The 20246-nt window shown below is 48.1% G+C and carries 19 protein-coding genes; 10 read left to right on the top strand and 9 right to left on the bottom strand.

The features are described from left to right. The 3 genes from clpX to tig all read right to left on the bottom strand — a co-directional run. Nucleotides 1-1310, bottom strand: a 1310-nt coding sequence (gene clpX, locus QUA38_RS16885) for an ATP-dependent protease ATP-binding subunit ClpX (protein WP_333163606.1), incomplete at its 3' end; no start/stop codon positions are given. 9 nt (nt 1311-1319) lie between these two features. After that, entirely contained in the window at nt 1320-2009 is a 690-nt protein-coding gene (clpP, locus tag QUA38_RS16880; protein WP_015179195.1) for an ATP-dependent Clp endopeptidase proteolytic subunit ClpP, read from the bottom strand. Nucleotides 2010-2353: 344 nt separating this feature from the next. Next, entirely contained in the window at nt 2354-3766 is a 1413-nt protein-coding gene (gene tig / locus QUA38_RS16875; RefSeq protein WP_333163604.1) for a trigger factor, read from the bottom strand. Between the two features lie 266 nt (nt 3767-4032). On the opposite strand from tig, the gene QUA38_RS16870 reads away from it, so the two are divergent. The 4 genes from QUA38_RS16870 to QUA38_RS16855 all read left to right on the top strand — a co-directional run bounded on the left by QUA38_RS16870 (nt 4033) and on the right by QUA38_RS16855 (nt 8545). Next, complete coding sequence (locus QUA38_RS16870) at nt 4033-4191, top strand: hypothetical protein (protein ID WP_333163601.1); 159 nt, start codon at nt 4033-4035, stop codon at nt 4189-4191. A 131-nt stretch (nt 4192-4322) separates the two neighbouring features. Next, nucleotides 4323-5366 (top strand): aspartate-semialdehyde dehydrogenase, encoded by a 1044-nt coding sequence (locus QUA38_RS16865; RefSeq protein ID WP_333163598.1) that lies wholly within the window; start codon nt 4323-4325, stop codon nt 5364-5366. A gap of 107 nt (nt 5367-5473) precedes the next feature. Then, a complete protein-coding gene (dapA, locus tag QUA38_RS16860) occupies nt 5474-6367 on the top strand; it encodes a 4-hydroxy-tetrahydrodipicolinate synthase (RefSeq protein ID WP_333163596.1) in 894 nt (297 codons plus the stop codon). Between the two features lie 297 nt (nt 6368-6664). Beyond that, nucleotides 6665-8545, top strand: coding sequence for a ribonuclease J (locus QUA38_RS16855; protein ID WP_333163594.1), 1881 nt, complete (start codon nt 6665-6667; stop codon nt 8543-8545). Between the two features lie 185 nt (nt 8546-8730). On the opposite strand, the gene QUA38_RS16850 is transcribed toward QUA38_RS16855, so the two are convergent. From QUA38_RS16850 to QUA38_RS16835, 4 genes are all read right to left on the bottom strand, one after another. Then, nucleotides 8731-9006, bottom strand: a complete 276-nt coding sequence (locus tag QUA38_RS16850) for a MoaD/ThiS family protein (RefSeq protein ID WP_006632924.1) — start codon at nt 9004-9006, stop codon at nt 8731-8733. A gap of 142 nt (nt 9007-9148) precedes the next feature. Further along, nucleotides 9149-10447, bottom strand: a complete 1299-nt coding sequence (thrC, locus tag QUA38_RS16845; protein WP_333163592.1) for a threonine synthase — start codon at nt 10445-10447, stop codon at nt 9149-9151. Nucleotides 10448-10816: 369 nt separating this feature from the next. Continuing rightward, complete coding sequence (locus QUA38_RS16840) at nt 10817-11077, bottom strand: MoaD/ThiS family protein (protein ID WP_333163590.1); 261 nt, start codon at nt 11075-11077, stop codon at nt 10817-10819. Nucleotides 11078-11187: 110 nt separating this feature from the next. Beyond that, nucleotides 11188-11577 carry a hypothetical protein gene (locus QUA38_RS16835; RefSeq protein ID WP_333163589.1) on the bottom strand — a complete coding sequence of 130 codons (390 nt, stop codon included), beginning with the start codon at nt 11575-11577 and terminating at the stop codon, nt 11188-11190. On the opposite strand from QUA38_RS16835, the gene QUA38_RS16830 reads away from it, so the two are divergent. Next, nucleotides 11571-11858: a hypothetical protein gene (locus QUA38_RS16830; RefSeq protein WP_333054766.1), complete on the top strand. Its 288-nt coding sequence runs from the start codon at nt 11571-11573 to the stop codon at nt 11856-11858. The two genes, QUA38_RS16835 and QUA38_RS16830, sit on opposite strands and share 7 nt — an antisense overlap. 540 nt (nt 11859-12398) lie before the next feature. Here QUA38_RS16830 and QUA38_RS16825 read toward each other — a convergent pair. Together QUA38_RS16825 and QUA38_RS16820 are read right to left on the bottom strand one after the other, a co-directional pair. Then, complete coding sequence (locus QUA38_RS16825; protein ID WP_333163587.1) at nt 12399-13775, bottom strand: cytochrome P450; 1377 nt, start codon at nt 13773-13775, stop codon at nt 12399-12401. Nucleotides 13776-13913: 138 nt separating this feature from the next. Then, on the bottom strand, nt 13914-14519 hold the full coding sequence (locus QUA38_RS16820) for a hypothetical protein (RefSeq protein WP_333163585.1): 606 nt from the start codon (nt 14517-14519) through the stop codon (nt 13914-13916). A gap of 681 nt (nt 14520-15200) precedes the next feature. Here QUA38_RS16820 and QUA38_RS16815 point away from each other — a divergent pair. The 5 genes from QUA38_RS16815 to QUA38_RS16795 all read left to right on the top strand — a co-directional run bounded on the left by QUA38_RS16815 (nt 15201) and on the right by QUA38_RS16795 (nt 20238). Continuing rightward, nucleotides 15201-15767: a COP23 domain-containing protein gene (locus tag QUA38_RS16815; protein ID WP_333163582.1), complete on the top strand. Its 567-nt coding sequence runs from the start codon at nt 15201-15203 to the stop codon at nt 15765-15767. 175 nt (nt 15768-15942) lie between these two features. Next, the gene (locus QUA38_RS16810) at nt 15943-16104 is read left to right on the top strand and encodes a hypothetical protein (protein WP_333163580.1); all 162 of its coding nucleotides are present in this window, start codon (nt 15943-15945) and stop codon (nt 16102-16104) included. Nucleotides 16105-16122: 18 nt separating this feature from the next. Then, nucleotides 16123-16464, top strand: a complete 342-nt coding sequence (locus tag QUA38_RS16805; RefSeq protein WP_333163578.1) for a hypothetical protein — start codon at nt 16123-16125, stop codon at nt 16462-16464. 99 nt (nt 16465-16563) lie between these two features. Next, complete coding sequence (locus tag QUA38_RS16800) at nt 16564-17787, top strand: COP23 domain-containing protein (protein WP_333163576.1); 1224 nt, start codon at nt 16564-16566, stop codon at nt 17785-17787. A gap of 210 nt (nt 17788-17997) precedes the next feature. Beyond that, nucleotides 17998-20238, top strand: a complete 2241-nt coding sequence (locus QUA38_RS16795; protein WP_333163574.1) for a phosphoketolase — start codon at nt 17998-18000, stop codon at nt 20236-20238. Nucleotides 20239-20246: the final 8 nt, after the last annotated feature.

The following is a 20246-nucleotide window of genomic DNA, read 5'->3' as shown; positions in this document are numbered from 1 at the left end:
AGTACCAACAGCTCGGCGGTCGATCGCTTCTCGACCATTTCCTTAGTAATCGTACACCGGGCAACATCCTTGCGCGACGGCAACTCGTACATCACATCCAACATCAATTCTTCGACTATTCCCCGCAGCGCCCGCGCTCCTGTTTTGCGGCGGTATGCTTCCTGGGCGATCGCCCGAATCGCATCCGGCTTAAAGTCCAACTGCACGTTATCCATCTTCAGCAGCTTTTGATACTGCTTAACCAAAGCATTGCGCGGCTCAGTCAAAATCGCCATCAGCGTTTCCTCGTCCAGCGGCTCTAACACCGCCGCCACCGGTACGCGCCCAATAAACTCAGGAATCATCCCAAACTTCACCAAATCATCCGGTTCCAGTTGCTTGAGAACGTCGGCAGCCCGCTTTTCCTTCGGCTGAGCTTCTCCGGGCTGAATAAAACCCATTGACTTTTTACCCGTTCTCTGCTCTATCACTTTCTCTAGACCGACAAAAGCACCGCCGCAGATAAACATGATATTGCTGGTATCAATTTGGATGCAGTCTTGGTAGGGATGCTTGCGACCGCCTTGGGGAGGTACATTGGCGATCGTCCCCTCCAGCATTTTCAGCAGCGCCTGCTGCACGCCTTCCCCAGACACATCCCGCGTAATCGAAGGATTTTCGCTCTTGCGGGCTATTTTGTCAATTTCATCAATATAAATAATTCCGCGCTGCGCCTCTTCCACATCCATATCTGCCACTTGCAGCAGCCGCAGCAAAATATTTTCCACATCTTCCCCGACATAGCCCGCTTCCGTCAGCGTCGTCGCGTCAGCCACCGCAAACGGCACATCCAGCATATCCGCCAAAGTCTGAGCCAGCAGAGTTTTGCCGCAGCCCGTCGGCCCGATTAACAAAATATTCGATTTTTGCAGTTCTACTTCTTCCGGCGGGTGCTTGCCACTATTTTTGGCATGGATAAAGCTCAGGCGCTTGTAGTGGTTGTAAACAGCCACCGAGAGCACCTTTTTGGCGTCATTTTGCCCGATCGCATTTTCGTCTAGGTAATTTTTAATTTCCCTCGGCTTGGGAATTTGGCTCAGCGACATACTTTTGCCCGAAGTAGCGCGGCGCTTTTGCGTCGTTTCCTGCTTCGGGGCCACCGCCGCTGCCGGCACTGCACTCGAATCAAACAACTCCTCATCTAAAATTTCATTGCACAAGTCAACGCATTCGTCGCAGATATACACCCCGGGCCCTGCGATCAACTTGCGTACTTGCTCTTGAGACTTGCCACAAAACGAACATTTTAGATGGGAGTCGTACTTAGACATAACAGCCTCTTAATTCAGTGCAGTGACATTCTCTCCCGCCGCCGGAAGGTTTTCTTTAGCGATAACTCGATCGACCAAACCGTAATTTTTGGCTTCCTCGGCTGACATAAAAAAGTCGCGCTCTGTATCAGCCTCTAATTTCTCGATCGGTTGACCTGTGTGGTGCGCTAGCAGTTGATTCAGCTTACGCTTATGATAAAGGATTTCTTTGGCTTGAATCTCAATATCAACTGCTTGACCTTGAGCGCCTCCAAGCGGCTGGTGAATCATAATTCGGGAACTCGGAAGAGACATCCGCTTACCGTGGGCTCCTGCTGTCAGTAGAAATGCGCCCATACTCGCTGCCAAACCGTAACAAATCGTCACCACATCCGGGCGGATTTGCTGCATTGTGTCATAAATTGCCATGCCGGCCGTCACCGAGCCGCCGGGGGAATTAATGTACATTTGGACATCTTTTTCTGGGTCTTCGGCATCTAGATACAATAGCTGAGCCACTATTGAGTCAGCAACTTCGTCGGTTACGGGAGTTCCTAAAAACACAATTCGCTCCCGCAGCAAGCGCGAGTAAATGTCAAATGCCCGCTCGCCCATCCCCGACTGTTCTAGTACCATCGGCACTACATTGCTGGGGCTGGAACTGACATCAAAATCGTTATAGCTTGTAATTAAGTAATTGGAAGATTGAGATACAACCATAAGACACCAGTCAAGGATTCTAGACAATTTGCTGCTGATGAAAGCTTCAAATTAAGCCGCCAGCTTTTAACTATTATGCCTCTTCTGAACGGATATCGGGGGAATGGGAGTTTTGAGTTCTGAAATTGCTTTCTGCGCTGGGCGCAACGCTGTAGCGACTCGCAAGGCTCGCGGGGTGAATGAGTTAAAATACTCACTTGCACATCATCGCTGCTTCTAGTGGACACCCCGAGCTTTTAGTAAGGATCGAGGCGCACCCGGACCTTGTAGTTAAGGAGCAGGTGCGCCGTTAAAATCACGGTTGATTTCATGCCCCCAATTAGGACATTTGAACACATTAAGTTCTATTCTTCGCCTACGACTTCCACTTCGACGCTCGTGGCTGCTTCTGCTGAATCTCCAGCATCTGATTCTTCTGATTCTGCTGCGGGAGTCAGAGAGCCTTCAGGTACGAGTTCGATTGTCCCTTTTTCTTCCAACCATTTCAGGGTTTTTTGTTTGAGCAAGTCTTCCCTCACAAATTCCTGCAACCTTTGGGGGTCAAAATCTCCTTTGGGAAACTGCTTTCTGATTTTTGCTACTTCTGCTGCTACTTCTGCGTCTTCCACAGATAAAGATTCCAGCTTAGCTACTTCTGCCAGAGCTAGAGTCTGCTTGAGCCGATCGATTGCTTCCGGGCGCGAGCGTTCCCGCATCGGGCCCATATTTTCTTCAGTAAACAGTTGGTTGATATCTATGCCGTAATTTTTCAATTGGACGGCTTGTTGATTCAACAAATAATCGATTTCGCGATCGAGCATTGTTTCGGGAATTTCCACTTCTATTAACTGCGCGAGTGCTGCTGATATAGCTTTTTCCTTATTAGCTGATGTCTTGTTTTCTTGGTCTGCTTTAAACCTAGTTTCGAGCGATTCGCGTAGTTCTGCTAAAGTTTCAAACTCGCTGACTTCTTGGGCGAAGTCGTCATCCAGCTCCGGCAATTCTTTTTCCTTAAGTTCTTTGAGAGTAATCGTAAACACTGCCGGTTTTCCTGCTAGTTCTTCACTGCTATACTCATCTGGGAACTGCACAGAAACTTCTCTAGTTTCTCCCGGATTCATCCCGATCATGCCTTGGATAAAGCCCGGTACAAACTGATTTTCCGATAATTCTACTTGGAAGTCTTCTGCTTGACCACCGGGAATTTCTGCGGGAGTTTCGCCTTCAGGTGCTTCGGCAAATCTACCGGAGAAATCAACCAAAGCCATGTCTCCCAACTGAGCCGGCCGGCCTTCTACGGGGATTAAAGTAGCTTTGTCCGATCGATATTTTGCCAGTACCTCATCTACCTGAGCCTCATCATACTTAGCTTCTTCTGCTTGAAGCTGCAAACCTGTGTACTGACCCATTTTCACTTCGGGTTGTACGTCAACCTTTGCCGAAAAAATCAGAGGCTGTTCAGGATCGAACTTAGCTAATAATTCTTCAAACTCAGTGCGAAGTTCAAAACTGCCAATAGCAACAATTTTTTCTTGTTCGAGGGCTTTTTGCAGGGAATCATTAATCAAATTTTCCAAAGCCGTCGCCTTCAAACGAGTCTGGCCTAGGCGCTGTAGCAAAACTTGACGGGGAACTTTGCCTTTGCGGAACCCAGGAATATTAACCTCGCGAGCAAATTGTTTAATTACTTGCTCGTAAGCTTGTTTTGACTTTTCTGACGGTACTTCGATTTCCAGACCAATTTGGCTAGCTGGAAGTTTTTCCTGGGTTACTTTCATCGGCTTTTTTGATATTTAACAATAGTGTAATAAAATACATACAAATCTGACTTTGCCTGCATTTTAAGTTTGTACGCTTTGACTCGTAACGGCACAACTACAAACACCTCTACCGGATGAGACTGTAAGTCCTGATCGGCTACTTTTTGGGCTTTTGCCAAATAGTTTTAGTGTGAGGATACTAGCTTTTGCTGCTAGGAAAGTGGAGGTTAAGTCCACTAATCGCCGATGCACCATAGCATATATCGCCCTCAGATGTCAATGTCTTGGACAGCCCGTCAAAGTCAACGGATGCGCCTGCTGCCAGAACGATGCGGATTGGCGCGGGGCGATCATCTTCGAGGGCTTCGCTAACGGCAAAAGATGCTAAACTGGCATTGGGTACGATCGCCCGGATCGATCGGGAAGTTAGATCGCCCTTTTAGGTTAACTGCACCATTGCTATCCTCTCATGCTCCCGATCTGGCATAACATTAATTAAGTTTGATATTGAGAATTGCAGTTATTTAAATTTTTGATTTCGATGTTTAGACTTTAATTTGTGGAGGAAACTAATTTGTCTCAATCTTATCGAGTTGCCATTTTAGGAGCTACCGGCGCTGTCGGTGCCGAGTTGCTAGAACTATTGCACAGCCGGAGTTTTCCGATTTCTAACTTGAAGCTGCTGGCTTCGGAACGTTCAGCAGGCACTACCTTGCCTTTTGGCGGCGAGATGCTGCCGGTCGAAGCCGTGTCGGCGCGATCTTTTGATAATGTAGACCTGGTGCTGGCTTCGGCAGGCGGCTCTACTTCTAAGTTATGGGCTCCGCAAGCGGTGGCAGCCGGAGCCGTGGTTATTGACAATTCTAGCGCTTTCCGCATGGATGCGACCGTACCGCTAGTGGTTCCCGAAGTCAATCCCCAAGCGGCAGGAGCTCACCGAGGTATAATTGCTAATCCCAACTGCACGACTATTTTGATGGCAGTTGCCGTTTGGCCACTTCACAAAGTTAGGCCGGTACAGCGCATCGTTGTAGCGACTTACCAATCTGCCAGCGGGGCAGGGGCGAGGGCAATGGAGGAAATGAAAGCTCAAGCAAGAGCAATTTTGCAGGGGGAAACGCCCAAAACAGATATATTTCCCTACCCCTTAGCATTTAATTTGTTTCCGCACAACACCCCGATTAACGATTTGGGGTATTGTGAAGAAGAGATGAAAATGGTAAACGAAACTCGGAAGATATTTGGTACGGACGAGATTAAAATTACGGCAACTTGTGTGCGGGTTCCCGTACTGCGCGCTCATTCGGAAGCGATTAATCTAGAGTTTGCAGAGCCTTTTAGCGCGAGCGAGGCCAGAGAAATCTTAAAGCAGGCAAGCGGGGTTAAGCTGGTAGAAGACTGGCAAGCTAATTATTTCCCGATGCCTGCAGAGGCCAGCGGTAAGGATGACGTGTTAGTTGGCAGGATTCGCCAAGATATTTCTCACCCCTGCGGGTTGGAGATGTGGCTGTCGGGCGATCAAATTCGCAAAGGGGCGGCTTTAAATGCGGTGCAGATAGCTGAGTTGCTGGCCCAAAAAGATTTGTTGCGAACCCCAGCGGCGGTGGCTTCTAATTAGCGGGAACCCTGGCAATTAGGAAATTGAAATTGGGGATTTTAGATAAACCTTTCATCTGAAATCAAAAATTTAAAATCAAAAATCAACAGTCTAAAATCGGAGAAAGTGTGGTAAAGTTTGGACGGGTTCTGACTGCAATGATTACGCCGTTTAAGGAAGACGGCACCGTTAACTATGCGGTAGCAGAACAATTGGCAGTTCATTTAGCCGATCGCGGTACAGATAGCTTGGTAGTGTGCGGCACTACTGGCGAGTCTCCCACTATGACCTGGGATGAAGAGTACGAATTATTTCAGGTGGTACAAAAGGCGGTGGCCGGTAAGGCGTTGGTAATCGCAGGAGCCGGATCGAATTCTACTTCAGAAGCAGTAGCAGCTACCCAAAAAGCAGCTAAACTCGGGTTAGACGGCTGTTTGCAGGTGGTTCCTTATTACAACAAGCCGCCGCAAGAAGGTTTATATAATCATTTTCGGGCGATCGCGCAATCTGCTCCAGAATTGCCTATAATGTTATATAACATCCCCGGTCGCACTGGTCAGAATATGTTGCCGGAGACGGTGGCTCGATTGGCCCAAATCCCCAACATTGTGGCCGTAAAAGAAGCAAGTGGCAACTTGGATCAAGCAAGTCAAATTCGTTGCTTGACATCCCCTGAATTTGCCATCTATTCTGGAGATGATTCCCTAACTTTGCCAATGTTGGCGGTAGGAGGATCTGGTGTAGTTAGCGTAGCCAGCCATCTGGTAGGAGAGCAACTGCAACAGATGATCAAAGCTTTCGAGGCCGGTCAAGTTCAAGTCGCTACCCAGATTCACTTGCAACTTTTTGACCTGTTTAAAGCTCTTTTTCTCACCACAAATCCCATTCCCGTCAAGACAGCTCTTAAACTTCAAGGCTGGGATGTAGGCTCCACCCGTCCGCCCCTGTGCGATCCGCCCGTTGAGGTAACTCAAAAGTTAAAGGACGTACTGAGTCAGCTAGCAGCAGTATCAGCTAGCTAGACGAGCGAGAACGAGTTTTCAGACAACTGAATATTGGTTGTTATCAGTCATTAGTTCAGAGTCATCAGTCATTAGTAATTAAGTGTTAGTAAGTAGCTAACAGTCAAGGATTAAAGACTGAAGATAGAAGAATGAAGGCGCAAGACAACTGACTGTACGGGAGAGTAAAACCCGCCAGGGATTTTTCCATAAATATTTGGAAAAATATCGCCCTACCAACGAACAGTAGACGAAAGACGAAAGACCACAGACCACAGACCACAGACCAATAACAAAAATAACTAACAAAGGATACGCATGATCAAAAATACAACTGCATCTGCTCTAAAAGTTATTCCCCTCGGCGGACTGCACGAAATCGGTAAAAACACTTGTGTGTTCGAGTACGGCGACGAAATCATTCTTTTAGATGCCGGTTTAGCGTTCCCGACAGATGGAATGCACGGGGTAAATATTGTCCTTCCAGACATGACTTACCTGCGGGAAAACAGCCACAAAATTAAAGGTATGATCGTGACACACGGTCACGAAGACCACATAGGCGGCATCCCTTATCACCTCAAACAATTTGAAATTCCGGTCATCTACGGCCCCCGTTTGGCGATGGCTTTGCTAGCCGGAAAATTGGAAGAAGCCGGAGTGTCTCACCGCACAGAATTGAGGACCGTTCGACCGCGGGATACGGTAAGAATTGGCAAGCATTTCTTAGTCGAATACATCCGCAACACTCACTCGATGGCCGACAGTTTTACGGTGGCCATTCACACTCCCGTGGGAATTGTGATCCACACCGGAGACTTTAAAATTGACCACACTCCTGTAGACGGCGAGCATTTTGATTTGCAAAAGCTAGCGGAGTACGGCGAGAAAGGCGTGCTGTGCTTGATCAGCGATTCTACTAACTCGGAAGTTCCCGGTTTTACCGCTTCGGAAAGTTCTGTGGCGCCGAATTTAGACAGAATTATCGCTCAAGCACCGGGACGAGTAATGCTGACGACTTTTGCTTCGTCGGTACACCGATTGCAAATTGTTTTGGACTTGGCTAAGAAAAACAATCGGTATGTCGGAGTGGTTGGCCGGTCGATGCTTAACGTCATCGCTCACTGCCGCAATCTCGGCTACATCAAATGCGAAGATAGTATTTTCAAACCGCTGAAAGAAATTCGCAATTTGGCTGAAGACAAGGTACTGATTTTAACTACAGGTTCCCAAGGCGAACCGATGGCGGCGATGACTCGCATTGCTAACGGCGAACATCACGAACTGAAAATCAGAAAGGGCGATACTGTCATTTTCTCCGCTAACCCGATTCCGGGAAATACGATCGCAGTGGTAAACACGATCGATAAACTGATGATGCTGGGAGCACACGTGGTTTACGGCCGCGACAAAGGCATTCACGTTTCCGGTCACGGTTGTCAAGAAGACCAAAAGTTAATGATTAACATGACTCGTCCCAAGTTCTTCTTGCCAGTACACGGGGAACACCGGATGTTGATCCAGCACTCCAAGACGGCTCAAAGCATGGGCATTCCCGCTAGCAATATGGTGGTTATTGATAACGGCGATGTCGTAGAGTTGACCGAAAATTCAATGCGAGTCGCTGGTCAAGTGCCTTCAGGAATTGAATTGGTAGATGCTTCTCGATCGGGCGTTGTCAAAGCTAGCGTCCTCAAGGAACGTCAGCAGTTAGCCGGAGATGGCGTTGTAACTGTAGCGGCGGCTTTGAATTGGGAAGGCAAATTAGTTGCCAAACCAGAAGTTCACTTGAAAGGTGTAGTGACATCAGCCGATCGCGCGGAGGTGATCGGATTAATCACTCAAACCATTGAAACAGTTTTGAGCGATCGCTGGTCAGAATTTGTCAAACCCGCCACTGCTGACTCGCAAGTTGACATTGACTGGGTAGGAGTGCAAACCCAAATAGAAAAAGCAATTCAGCGGGTAATGCGCCGGGAACTGCAAAGCAATCCACTGCTGGTATTCCTGATGCAAATTCCAGAAGAAGCAGTGCGATCGGAAAAGGTAGCAGTATCTTCCGGTTCCCTGGAAGCACCTAAGCTATTATCCTCGCCATCATCGCCATCGCCATCATCGGCATCGCCATCCTTGCCATCTCCTGCCAATCAGGTGACTGGCCGGCGCCGTCCCCGGACTGCCGCAAGGGCAGCTTCCTAGTGCGATAATTCTCTGATCCACTGCGAACAAAGAAATAAGTTTTAGGTTTGTAGTAGCGCTTGGGTACTGAAGCGCTACTACAAACCTAGATTTGATTTCATAAAACGCAAATGAACGCAGATAGATTTAAATAACTATCTGCGTTCATTTGCGTTCGTCTGCCTCAATCGGCGGTTAAAAATTAATCAGCCACCAGCAACAGCAGGAACAATGCTGACTTCATCGCCATCTTGGAGGGCTGTTTTTGAGCCATCCAAAAAGCGGATGTCTTCGCTGTTGACGTAGAAGTTGAGAAATCTGCGGGGTTCTCCCTTTTCGTCGCACAGGCTTTTTTTGATGCCGGGACAATTTGTTTCCAGCGATTCAATTAGTTCGGAAATGTTATCGCCGGCGCATTCGATGGTGGCTTGATTGTTGGTAAATTTTTGCAGGGGAGTGGGAATTAAAACTTTGACGGTCATTTTTTTAGTCCTTAGTCAGTAGTCATTTATTAGTTATTAGTCCTCAGTCATTAGTCATCAGTAAGCAGTCAGTTGTCATCAGTCCACAGCTTAACAACTAATGACTAATGACTCATGACTGCCCACTACTGACTAATAGCTGTTAAACCGAAACTTGTTGCCATTCTAAACGTTCGAGCGTGCGGGCGCGTTCTAGGGCGCGCTCGAAGGCTTCTAGTTTCGGTTCGAGGGTAATGGGTTCGCCGATGTAGCCTTGAACTGCTTCTTGCGTTTTCAAACCGTTGCCGGTGATGTAAGCGACGGTGGTTTCATCGGGATTGATTTTACCTGCTTCTACGAGTTTCTTCAAGACTGCGATGGTCGTGCCGCCTGCCGTTTCTGTGAATATGCCTTCAGTTTCTGCTAGCAGTTTCATGCCTTCGATGATTTCGGTGTCGCTGACAGATTCAATGTTGCCGTTGGTTTTGCGGGCGATTTCCAAGGCGTACATACCGTCGGCTGGATTGCCGATCGCGATCGACTTAGCAATTGTATTCGGTTTCACCGGTTTAACGAAATCGCGACCTTCGCGGAAGGCTTGGGCGATGGGTGAACAGCCGTCAGCTTGGGCACCGCTGAATCGGACTTTCTTTTCATCGACTAAACCGACTTCGGTGAATTCTTGAAAACCTTTGTAAATTTTTGTGAACAAAGAGCCGGAAGCGAGGGGAGCGACGATGTGATCGGGCAATTGCCAGCCTAGCTGTTCGGCAACTTCGTAGCCGAGGGTTTTTGAGCCTTCGGAATAGTAGGGACGCAAGTTGATATTGACAAACCCCCAGCCATGTGTATTGGCGACTTCGCAACAGAGACGGTTAACTTGGTCGTAGTTGCCGTGAACTGCCATGACAGTTGGATTGTAAATCAGAGTGCCGAGGACTTTGCCTGCTTCTAAGTCGGAGGGAATGAAGACTACGCAGTCGAGTCCGGCGTGGGCGGCGATCGCAGCCGTAGAGTTAGCTAAATTACCGGTGCTGGCGCAGGATACTGTTGTGAAACCCAATTCTCTGGCTCTGCTGAGGGCCACTGACACCACTCTGTCTTTAAAGCTGAGAGTGGGCATATTGACAGCATCGTTTTTAATATAAAGATTTTTTAGACCGAGGCGGCGCGCCAAGCGGTGGGATTTTAATAGAGGAGTCATGCCGGTGCCGACATCGATGACGTTATCTGTAGCGACTGGTAAAAATGCGCGGTAGCGCCAGATCGAGTTGGGGCCGGCTTCGATGGTTTGGCGAGTGACGGTGCGGCGGATGGCGTCGTAGTCGTACTTGACTTCAAGCGGGCCAAAACAGCAATCGCAGACGTGCTTGGCTTGGAGTTCGTACTCTTCACCGCATTCTTTACATTTGAGGGCTGTGAAGGTTGCTGCTGTGGATTGGGTTCTGGTCGCCTGGGTCATAGCTCAACTCTCTAGTTTTGCGATGTTTTCTTAGTCTTGTGCAAGATTAGCACGGTCAATTTAGCCCGTCAACCATACCCGATTTTTTTAGTCGGGATTAATCTTCAGTTACTTTTGAGTTAAACAGCGGTGTATTTAACTTAGATATTTGGGCGGACGGGACGCCGACCCCACAAGGATTTGACTTGTTTTCAGGATCGGGCTGGGAATCCAGATTGTCAAGCCCGCACGCGAGCCCGATCGAGCTCAAGGATGATTTGCCGACAGAATTGTTACAAAACTTAATAAATCTTTTTTGGGATCACAATTGGGCAGTCGTGCGATCGAACACAACTACAAAACCTCGAATTTTTGATTAACCAACTTAGCCTAGCCGCCGCTGACGGGGGGGATGAGTACAACTTCGTCGCCGTCTTGGAGGATGGTGTCGGGGGAGACGAATTCCAGGTTGAGGCCGAAGCGGGTGCGATCGCGCCATTGTTCTAATTGAGGATATTGGGCGATCGAGCTTTCGAGCACTTGAGACACTGGGGTTTCGGGAGGAAGTTGTAATGTAAGTTCCGAAACGCCGTAGGCTTCACCGAAGGCGGCGAAAAGTTTAACGGTGATGGTAATCGAAGAGTTAGACACGGCTGTTGAGTGCGATCGACGGTTTGGCAATTATCAACTACACCATACAATTAATTAGGAATTAGGCGCGCCGAGGCTTAGAATTGAAAGCGGCAACCTCTAGTTAAGTTTTACCCCAGCGGGTAAAGATGAGAGTTGATTGCAGCAAAAAGTCTTAACAAGATTGTATGCCGATCGCTCTCACAACCAGGCGTTAGAAGCTGTTGGCATCCAGTTAGATGCAGCGAGCTAAGGTCTAGTTGGCTGCTGTTGAGGCTAATGCAAGAATAATTTTTGAGGATGCCGTATAGATACTTGACAGTAATTGTGGGAGAGTACAAAAAGCTCGCACTACATTTAGCAGGCAACAACGCAGACAATGCCTTGTCAACCCGCTTCTCTTGACTAAAAATCAGGTTATCTAGTGCGGCTTGGAATTGCCAAACCTTTGCCCTGCTTAGCAAGCTAGCAGTTCTATCTAAGAAGAATACTGAAGTTAATGCGATAGAAATATATGGCAAATAACGATTTTAAAGTGCTTCAAATTATTGAAGCTAAAGGCTGGTATGCCTTTGGGAGTACGAAGCAAAGCCAGCACGTTGAGAGATGGGTAAGACCTGTCGTGTGTTGGGTTTTAATAGAAGATAAAAAAAAGCGACGGGTTGTGACAGCTACCGCTAGCTATCAGATCCAGATTGATGACAAAGAAGTCGAGTTCTTTGCCCACGAAAGCGAAATTCAAGATATGGAGAGTCTTCCGAAGTCTGTCTCGGTATCGGAATTTCTGAAAACAGAAGATTGAGAGAAGGACAGAAGGAGATAATTTAACAAGTCATTAATTATTCCTTAGTGATTCCTTAAACTTGCTGTCGGATTCTATTGGAATTAGAGGCAGAAGCTCTAGATAGGGGACAGGGGGAGACGAGGAAAGGGGGAGAATTTATACTTTTGCCTTGCCTTCTACATCTTGTCCCCAATGCCTCAAGTAGCCCAAAAAATAAAGAGGCCGAAAGATTGCTGGCAATGCCAACACGCTTCCGACCTTGCTGAATAACAGGGTATGCATATGTTTTTAAAGTATGGCAGGCAGGCTTTTGAAATATCAAGAGGACTATTGCAATCACCCACTTTTGCTTTCAGGCTGTGTTTGCAAGGCTGCAACTATTTTAGACTGAAAATTTGAAAATTGAGAGGGGGCGATGGTTACAGGTTAAGGATTCTAGCTATTTATCTGTAGCGGGTGCTACAAAAAATGGTGGCATTTGCCGACGATCGCACATTCTCCCTAAATTGTTTGCACTCGAAGCTGAAAGTTCGATCGTCCTCTGCAACCGCCGCGACTTTAAACCCCACTACCAACAGGTTCAGGCTTCTGCTGCGGTATCCGCCGCCCCAGCAGGGCCATCCGCACGCCGCCGGCAGGCCCTAAAGTCACCCCTCGGCGTTTGGCCTGTACGGGCTTTTTCTCGGCCAATACTAGGTCGAAATCCCGCAAAATGGTTGCCAGCACCAGTTTCATCTCCAACTGCGCCAGCGCCAAGCCGATACAGCGGCGGCTGCCGCCTCCAAAGGGCAAATACTCATAAGGCGAGAATTGCCTCTCCAAAAACCGTTCCGGTTTAAATTGCAGCGGTTCTGGATACAAATCCTCCCGTCTGTGGGTCAAATAAATCGAGCCGATGACAACCGTCCCCGGTTCGAGTCGATGTCCCATCAGTTCCACGGGCCTGAGAACTTCTCGCGAAAACGTCAGCATTGCCACGGGGTAAATTCGCAGGGTCTCCTGACAAATTGCACTCAGGTAAGGTAAGCGGAAAATCTCCATCGGGTCGGGATTTTCCCCCAAACTGTCCAATTCTTGCAGTAACTTCTGGCGCACCGAGGGCAAACTGTGAATCCAGTAAAATGCCCAAGCTAGGGCCGTTGCTGTGGTTTCGTGGCCTGCCACCAGCAGCGTCATCAACTCGTCGCGCAATTCTTCATTGGTCATTGGTTGCCCGTTTTCGTCGCGCGCGGCCATCATTAAGCTGAGAATGTCGGTGCGGTTGGCGTCTGGTTGCTGTCTGCGTTCTTCAATTTCCGCGTCGATCAGTGCGTCAACTTTCCGCTGCCGCTGTTTCATGCGTCCCCAAGGACTCCAAGAGCCCCAATCTTGCTGCATCCAGCCGAAAAACAGCATACTCGATCGCAGGGGAGAGTTGGTCATATCGAGGACTGAGGCAAGTAGGGGCCTAAGCTCTTCCAATCGCGGCCCGTCATCGAGCCCGAAGACAGCTTGCAAGATTATCCGCATGGTGACTTCCTGCATCGCGTTGCGGGCCACAAAAGGTCGATCGACCGACCATTTGCTGGCAACATCTTGAGCAATATCGCAAATTAGTTGGCCGTAATTCCGCATCCGTTCCCCGTGAAAGGGTGGCATCAATAATTGGCGCTCGCGTTTGTGCCTTTCTCCTGAGAGGAGAAACATGGATTGTTCTCCCACGAGCGCTTTGAGAATACTATTCAGGCGGCCTGGAGCGTGAAACGCGCTGCTGTTGAGCATCTCCTGGACAGCTTGCGGGTGGTGGATCATAACCAATGGTTTCCCGTTGTTCACTTGAGCTGTGAAAATGTCGCCGTATTGTTTGGCACATTTATCCATGAATGTCAGGGGATCGCCGATCCATTGAATTAGCTGCACAAGGGGTGGAGCTTTGGGGCCGTTAGGTAGTGTCATAGGAGTTACCGGGGTTTGGGTCACAGGACTTAGCAGTATCAACAAATCTCAAAGGGTTTGAAGGTTGGTTCAATCCCTCCCAACCCTTGTTTTTAAGGGGAGAATTGCGTAAGTCCCATCTCCAATAATTTTAATAGCTTATTCTCGAACGGTGCTTAAAATATCCTCTCCAAGCTCTGTAAAACGAACAGTTTTGATTTGCCAAGGAGCATAACTGGTTAAAGTTTGGCGCACGCCCCCGAACAAACCTAACATCTGACAACTGGACAGATTTTGCAATTTCTGCCGCGAATTTCCGGAGGCTCGCAGATCCACGGTAGCTATTCCGAGGTCGCGATCGATCTTGAGGCGATAACCAGCCAAACCAAGACTATCGAAAATCTGCTGTTTTAACACTTCATTAACCGCCGATGACATTAATTGGTTCTCTGGGCCTGTAACTGTTTCCGGCTTCAGAGTTTGACACAAATTATCTACCTTATAAACCGTAACGGTGGCAGTATTTTCTGAGAGGGCAGCAATGCCTAAAACTGAGGCAACAGAGTTAGAAGGCTGCGTTAATTGACTTGATAGAGCCTCAATTTGATTTCTCGTTAGCTGTAGGTGTTGGAACTGACGGGCGCTTTCTGAGAGTTTGCTCTGGTTTTCGGTTGAGGTAGCTGCATCTGAGCTAGAACAACTGCTACCGCCTATCAAAATTAACCAAACGCCTAAATATCCTAACTGTTTGCAGATACAGTTCATAGTTTTTAATACTTTACTAAACGTCAGTGTATGGAGGGTGAATTTGGGTGGTAGAAAGCACTTAGTCCCTGATTACACTCACTTAGAAGTATTTCCCGCAGTACGGAGATGAAAACAAGTTAAGAGTTCTTGTTAATACCTTGATTTTAGTGTTATATCAGATAAGAAGGGGTTTAACCCCTCAAGGGTGTAACCAAGCAGTGTACCTGTCTCAGCAGATCAAGCTCGCGATCCAGCTCGTAAGTGATATCAAATACCTTGTCAGTGGTGTGATGTACCGTTGTAACTCGACCTATTCCAAGGTCTGAGGTGAAAAGCCTCTTTCCGGTTGGTAAAAGCCTGAGTTTGATTAGTAGTAATGAGGACAGAATTCAGACTGGCGCGCGCATTTTACGCTCGCATTCGGAGAGCTTTTTGAACAGCGCCGAGAGCGCGGTTAGAGGAAATGCGCAAGTCGCGAACAATATCAAAACTTACGCATCAAGAGCAAAGAAACCGGGTTGTTTAACCAGGCATAAGGGCTGTAACGAAGTGTTTTCGTAAAAAAAACTGATTTCTGGTTAAGTCGCGAATCACATCATTCCCAACTCAGCGGATTTGTAACGAACAGGCGCGTCAAGGGTGTTATCGCAGCATTCGGTGATTTTTGTCCCGAATCTCATAAACAAGAATGAAAAAATCATGCAACAGCAATTATTGACAAAAGTTTTGGCGGCAACAGCCATCGCCCTCAGCGGCTTGACGGTTGCTTCTCAACCGAGTTACAGTCGGCGAGCACCGGGGGAAAGTGGATTTTGGTGCAGCACATCGACCGGTGCGCCGGTGACGGTGTACAAAAACCCTCAAGGTGCCGTAGAGCCTTGGATTGAGTGGACTTCCGATTATTTCTCCGGTTCTGGCTACGATCCGGCAACTCGGTGTCAATTAGTGAGTCAACGCCTCGAAACCTATCGTCGCCAACGGGTGCTCAAGTATATTACTGCGGGCCAGATGAACGGCCAGAACGTCATATGCACGGCGAATCAAGTCAATGGGTTGTGTCAAAATTTGATTTATACCCTCAGACCCGGCCAAGACCCGATCGGCTCTTTGTATAATTTGTTGGCTTGGCGCCAAGGATATGTCGGGATGCCGTCTTTTGATGAAACCAGTAAAATTCCTTACATTGATGTCAGGGAAAAGCTAGGGGAAAAAATCGATGATGAGGCGCAACTGCCCCCTTTTTCCCCGCCGTCGGGACTGCCTTAAAGATGGAAAAATTTTCCATTTCGTCACCAATTCCAAGGGTGGATGTGGAAAACTTGGCGCGTTAAACAGCGGTACGCATCCAGACGGGGAAATCTTTGGGTTCGGGGACTATCGTCCCACAGCAGGGCAACACCTATAGAGTGCTGACTAACTGGTAGGTTGTGGCGATCGGACAATGGTCACCGACGACGGTCTCCTCCACCCACTGCTAGGAGTTCTGAGGCGGCTGGGCGATATCGATCTGGCGATCGTTCAGTTTCCCAGCGCGATCGAGTATAAAATAGCACCATTCAGCGAGTCAGGAGCTGTGTCAGATCCCGTGCTGGCAGTCTCCTAGGGTTGCTGAGGTTGGGGCTTGGGCGCTGACGCGGGCTTCGTTTCGGTGCTGCTACCCAAATCTTTGCTTCAAGGTTATAGCTTGGGCTATACAAATGAGGTTAAAATCGGCATGAGTGGCAGCCCGATTTTTAATGCCAAATGTTTCTTGGTTGGGATTAACGGTAGGGGCAAGTATCGAGATCCAAATTTTGGCGTCTATGCTTTTGAAGATGGAAGTGATATCAAATTCGGTAGCATCGAAATTAATATTACCCACAGCTTTCGACACGGCAGTGCCGTTTCCCTACCGCGATTAATTGTAGGGAAACGTCAGTGCCGTTTCCTCTATATCATTCCGATGTACCCGGATTTGATATGAATTAATAGCGGAATTATGGAAGAAAATGCTTAAATCCAGTTGGGGAATTCCGCTCGGTATATACTTGCAGTTCGCCTCGTCTTATCTAGGGAGTTATCGATGAATGTGTGGAGTTTGCGGTTTGACGCGCTAACAATCATCTTGACAGGTGCATTAACAGTGACGGCGGTTGTCAGCCAACAATATGCTGCCTGTGCCAAAACAGCCGAAGAAATTGCCCAGCTAGCGACCTTGACAACTGTGGAAGTCAACAATACGCTGGGTTTTTTTGCTAGTGGATCGGGAGTAATTATTGCCAAACAGGGTAATATTTACACTGTTCTGACAGCTAATCATGTAGTGGCAAGCCTCGCTCAAAAATACAGCATTCGCACTCATTTGGAGAAGGACTATGCTGCGATTAGAATACAGCGACTACCGAAAAATGACAGGGATATAGACTTGGCTTTGATACAGTTTCAGAGCCGAGAACAGTATCCAGTAGCACCAATGGGCCAGTCAGAACGTGCTGTTGTTGGTTCTGCTATTTACGTTTCTGGCTATCCGCTGCCAATTTCGGGATTTGAACGAAAACTTGAGTTTACTGCTGGTATCATCTCTTCTCGCTTGGGGACCGCCTCATCGGGGTATCGTCTGCGCTACCAAGCTGTAACCAGGCGCGGGATGAGCGGCGGGCCTGTATTTGATGCTGATGGCAGGGTGGTAGGAATTCACGGCCAGGGGGATACTGTTGGCACAATTAGGAGTCCGTGGAACGGTCAGATTGAGGAGATAAAAACGGGGTTGAACGCGGCAATCCCGATCGATGCTTTTAGGGAGTTGCTATCACAAAATAAGCGTAACGGATTTGATATTCTCAGCAATCTTTCAATCAGCACCGCCTCTGGTCAAAACCAGCCGAGTCTTAGTTATGGAGGATTTGTGTGCGATACCTCGACGGGCGAGCCGGTGACTGTGTATCAAAATCCGCAAGGGTTCAGGGAGCCTTGGATTCGCTGGAATTCTAATTTCTTTTCTAGTTCGGGCTACGATCCTCTAACTCGCTGCCAACAAGTGACTCAGCGTCTTGAAAATTATAACCGAAATAAACAGCTAAATTATGTCACGGTGGGTATTGTAAATAACCAGAAAGCGATTTGCACTACAAGCCGCGTTAATGGGCCTTGCGAAGGTTTGATCTACACGCTGCGCGGCGATCAAGATCCGACTCCTGCACTTAGCAGTTTTTTTGTTTGGCTGGGGAATCAAAAGGCTGTGCCTTCTCTTTCTGAAAGCGGTACTGCGCTTTATATCGATGTCCGGGAACGGCTGGAACAATTTTAGATTTGGGATTTGAGATGGATTAGTAATGGGTAAACACAGAAGCCCGACTTATACAAAAAGTCGGGCTTCTCAAACAACTACTTATTAGCTTAAAAATTGAGAGATTTTACTTATTTATCATTGACATAATAGAACTCATGATTTTTTGGAACGCGGAAGCTATAAAATTACTCTTACATTAATCCAATTCAAATTTTTCCGGTATCAAGCATGACAGCAACTACTCCGCAGGCAACGTCAACAACGCCCGCTTTTTGCGAAGGCATTCAATATTTTTCTGAAACAGTCCCTGGTTTTGAGACTTATGGAAAAGCACCTGCGATCGCCGAGGGGAGCAAGTCGATCGCAGATCCTGCCGATCCCGCAGCCGTCTTTCAAACCATGCTCGCAGCAGACGCCCTGCGCTACCTGACACTGCAAGTCACCGCCAGCAAGGCATCGGGACATCCGGGGGGTTTTGCTAGCCAAGCTGAGGCTTACGCAGCGCTCGTAATGCTCGGACACAAGAACATTGTCACCGAAGTCGGCCATCACGCGCCCGGCTTTTACAGTGCCATGTTTCTCGATCGATCTTTAGAGGATATGGGAATTGTTAACGTGCAGCAAGTGCGCGATAAATTCCGAGAAAAAGACGGTTTGTTAGGACACCTTTCCGGTTTCATTCCCGGCCTTTTAGCACCAGCCGGCCCCCTCGGACAAGGGCAGCATTTCGCAATGGCTGGAGCGCTTTTGCACCGCGAAAAATTGTTTGCTTTCACAATAGGCGACGGCGGCATGGGCGAACCCTATCCGATGAGCAGCATGGGGCATTTCCACACTGCTTATCCCAGCGTTACTAACTTTTTGCCTGTGTTGGTTTGGAACGGATATTCTCAGGAACATCACAGCATGGTTTCGACTAAAACTAATGCTGAAATGATTGCTTATTGGCAAGGCAACGGTTTTGAAGAAGTTATCTTAGTTGATGCTAAGGAATTTGACGATAAAAATCAACCGGAAGATTATGTTGACAGCACTGCTTTTTCGCTCGAACAGCGCATGGCATTTACCAAAGCTGTTTTACAAGGAGTTGACAAAGCGGCAAAATCTGCTCTCGGCGGCAAATTAACTGTGTTTATTATCAAACAGTTGAAAGGTGCCGGCGTCCACGCGCGCGGAGCAAAATCTCACAACCTTTATCCGAAAGATACGCTGGATGCTCCGCACATTATCAGTGCTTTAAAAGAGCGCGCTTTGACTGCTGCTGCTTGGGAGTTGGTGCGGACAAATTGCGAGCGTGCGGGCGGCGGGCCGGCGGCGAAAACAGTTGTTACTGAGTTTACATTGCCGCTGGCAGATTTAGGCGAATTGCCTTTAGAAGAATTTGCAGTTGGGGGAGAAGCGAAGATTTCGACAACAGCAATGGGGGTTTTGGTGGGGAAAGTTGGCGAGCGCGATCGTACTTTTGTTGTCACTAATGCTGACGGCAATGAAGCATCGGCAATTGCCAATATCAACCAAGCTCTTAAGATTATTCACCCGACGACAGATGACCTGTACAATCAATCGCCAAACGGTCAAGTTTACGAACCTTTGAGCGAAGATGCTTGCGCTGGTTTAGCCGTAGGTTTATCGCTATTCGGAGCGCGGAGTTTGTGGTGTTCCTACGAATCTTTTGCCATCAACGGTTTACCAATTTGGCAAACTGTAACCCAAGCAATGGCAGAATTGCGCCGTCCAACTCCGGCAACTGTCACCTTATTTACAGCGGGTGCATTGGAACAAGGCCGTAACGGTTGGACGCACCAGCGGCCGGAAATTGAGGCTTATTTTGCGGCGATGATGCGGAACGGAAATGTGTTTCCTTTGTTTCCACCGGATGCTAACAGCATTCAAGCTTGTTACGAGTGGGCTTTGACTGCTAAAAATAAGGGAGTTGTGATTACTGCAAGCAAGTCGCCACTGCCAATTCGCACTACTTTTGAACAGACTCGCCAAGGTTTGCAAGACGGTGCAATAGTGCTGCACGAAGTCGATTCCCCGCAAGCTCCCCACAATCAAGCAGGGAGCAAGAAAGTGGTGTTTGCAGTTGTCGGCGACATGACGTTAATGCCAGTGTTTGAAGCGGCGGCATTTTTGGAAACAGAAGGGATTGGAGTGCGGATTGTTTCTGTTGTGAATCCCCGGCGTTTGTACCGTGCTAGTGATGTTGCTTGGGATACTTGTTCGGAAGCTGACGGCGGCTTTTTGAGCGATGAGAAATTTGCCGAAATCTTTGGCGGAGATGCCTTGATTGGCGTGACAGGCGGTGCTTCTGGGATGTTGGAACCTGTGATGCTCCGCAGCAATTGCAAGCGGGATACTTTCGCTTGGAAGCGGGGGGAAACTACTGCTAGTGCTGGTCAGTTGATGGCGTTTAATGGGTTGACTGCTGAGGCGTTGACTAAAAGGGCGATCGAGCTAGTTCATTAAGTTAGAAT

Source organism: Microcoleus sp. Pol12B4 (assembly GCF_036701385.1).
In the GTDB taxonomy this organism is placed as follows: Bacteria; Cyanobacteriota; Cyanobacteriia; order Cyanobacteriales; family Microcoleaceae; genus Microcoleus.
This window is presented reverse-complemented; position numbering and strand designations above follow the sequence as displayed.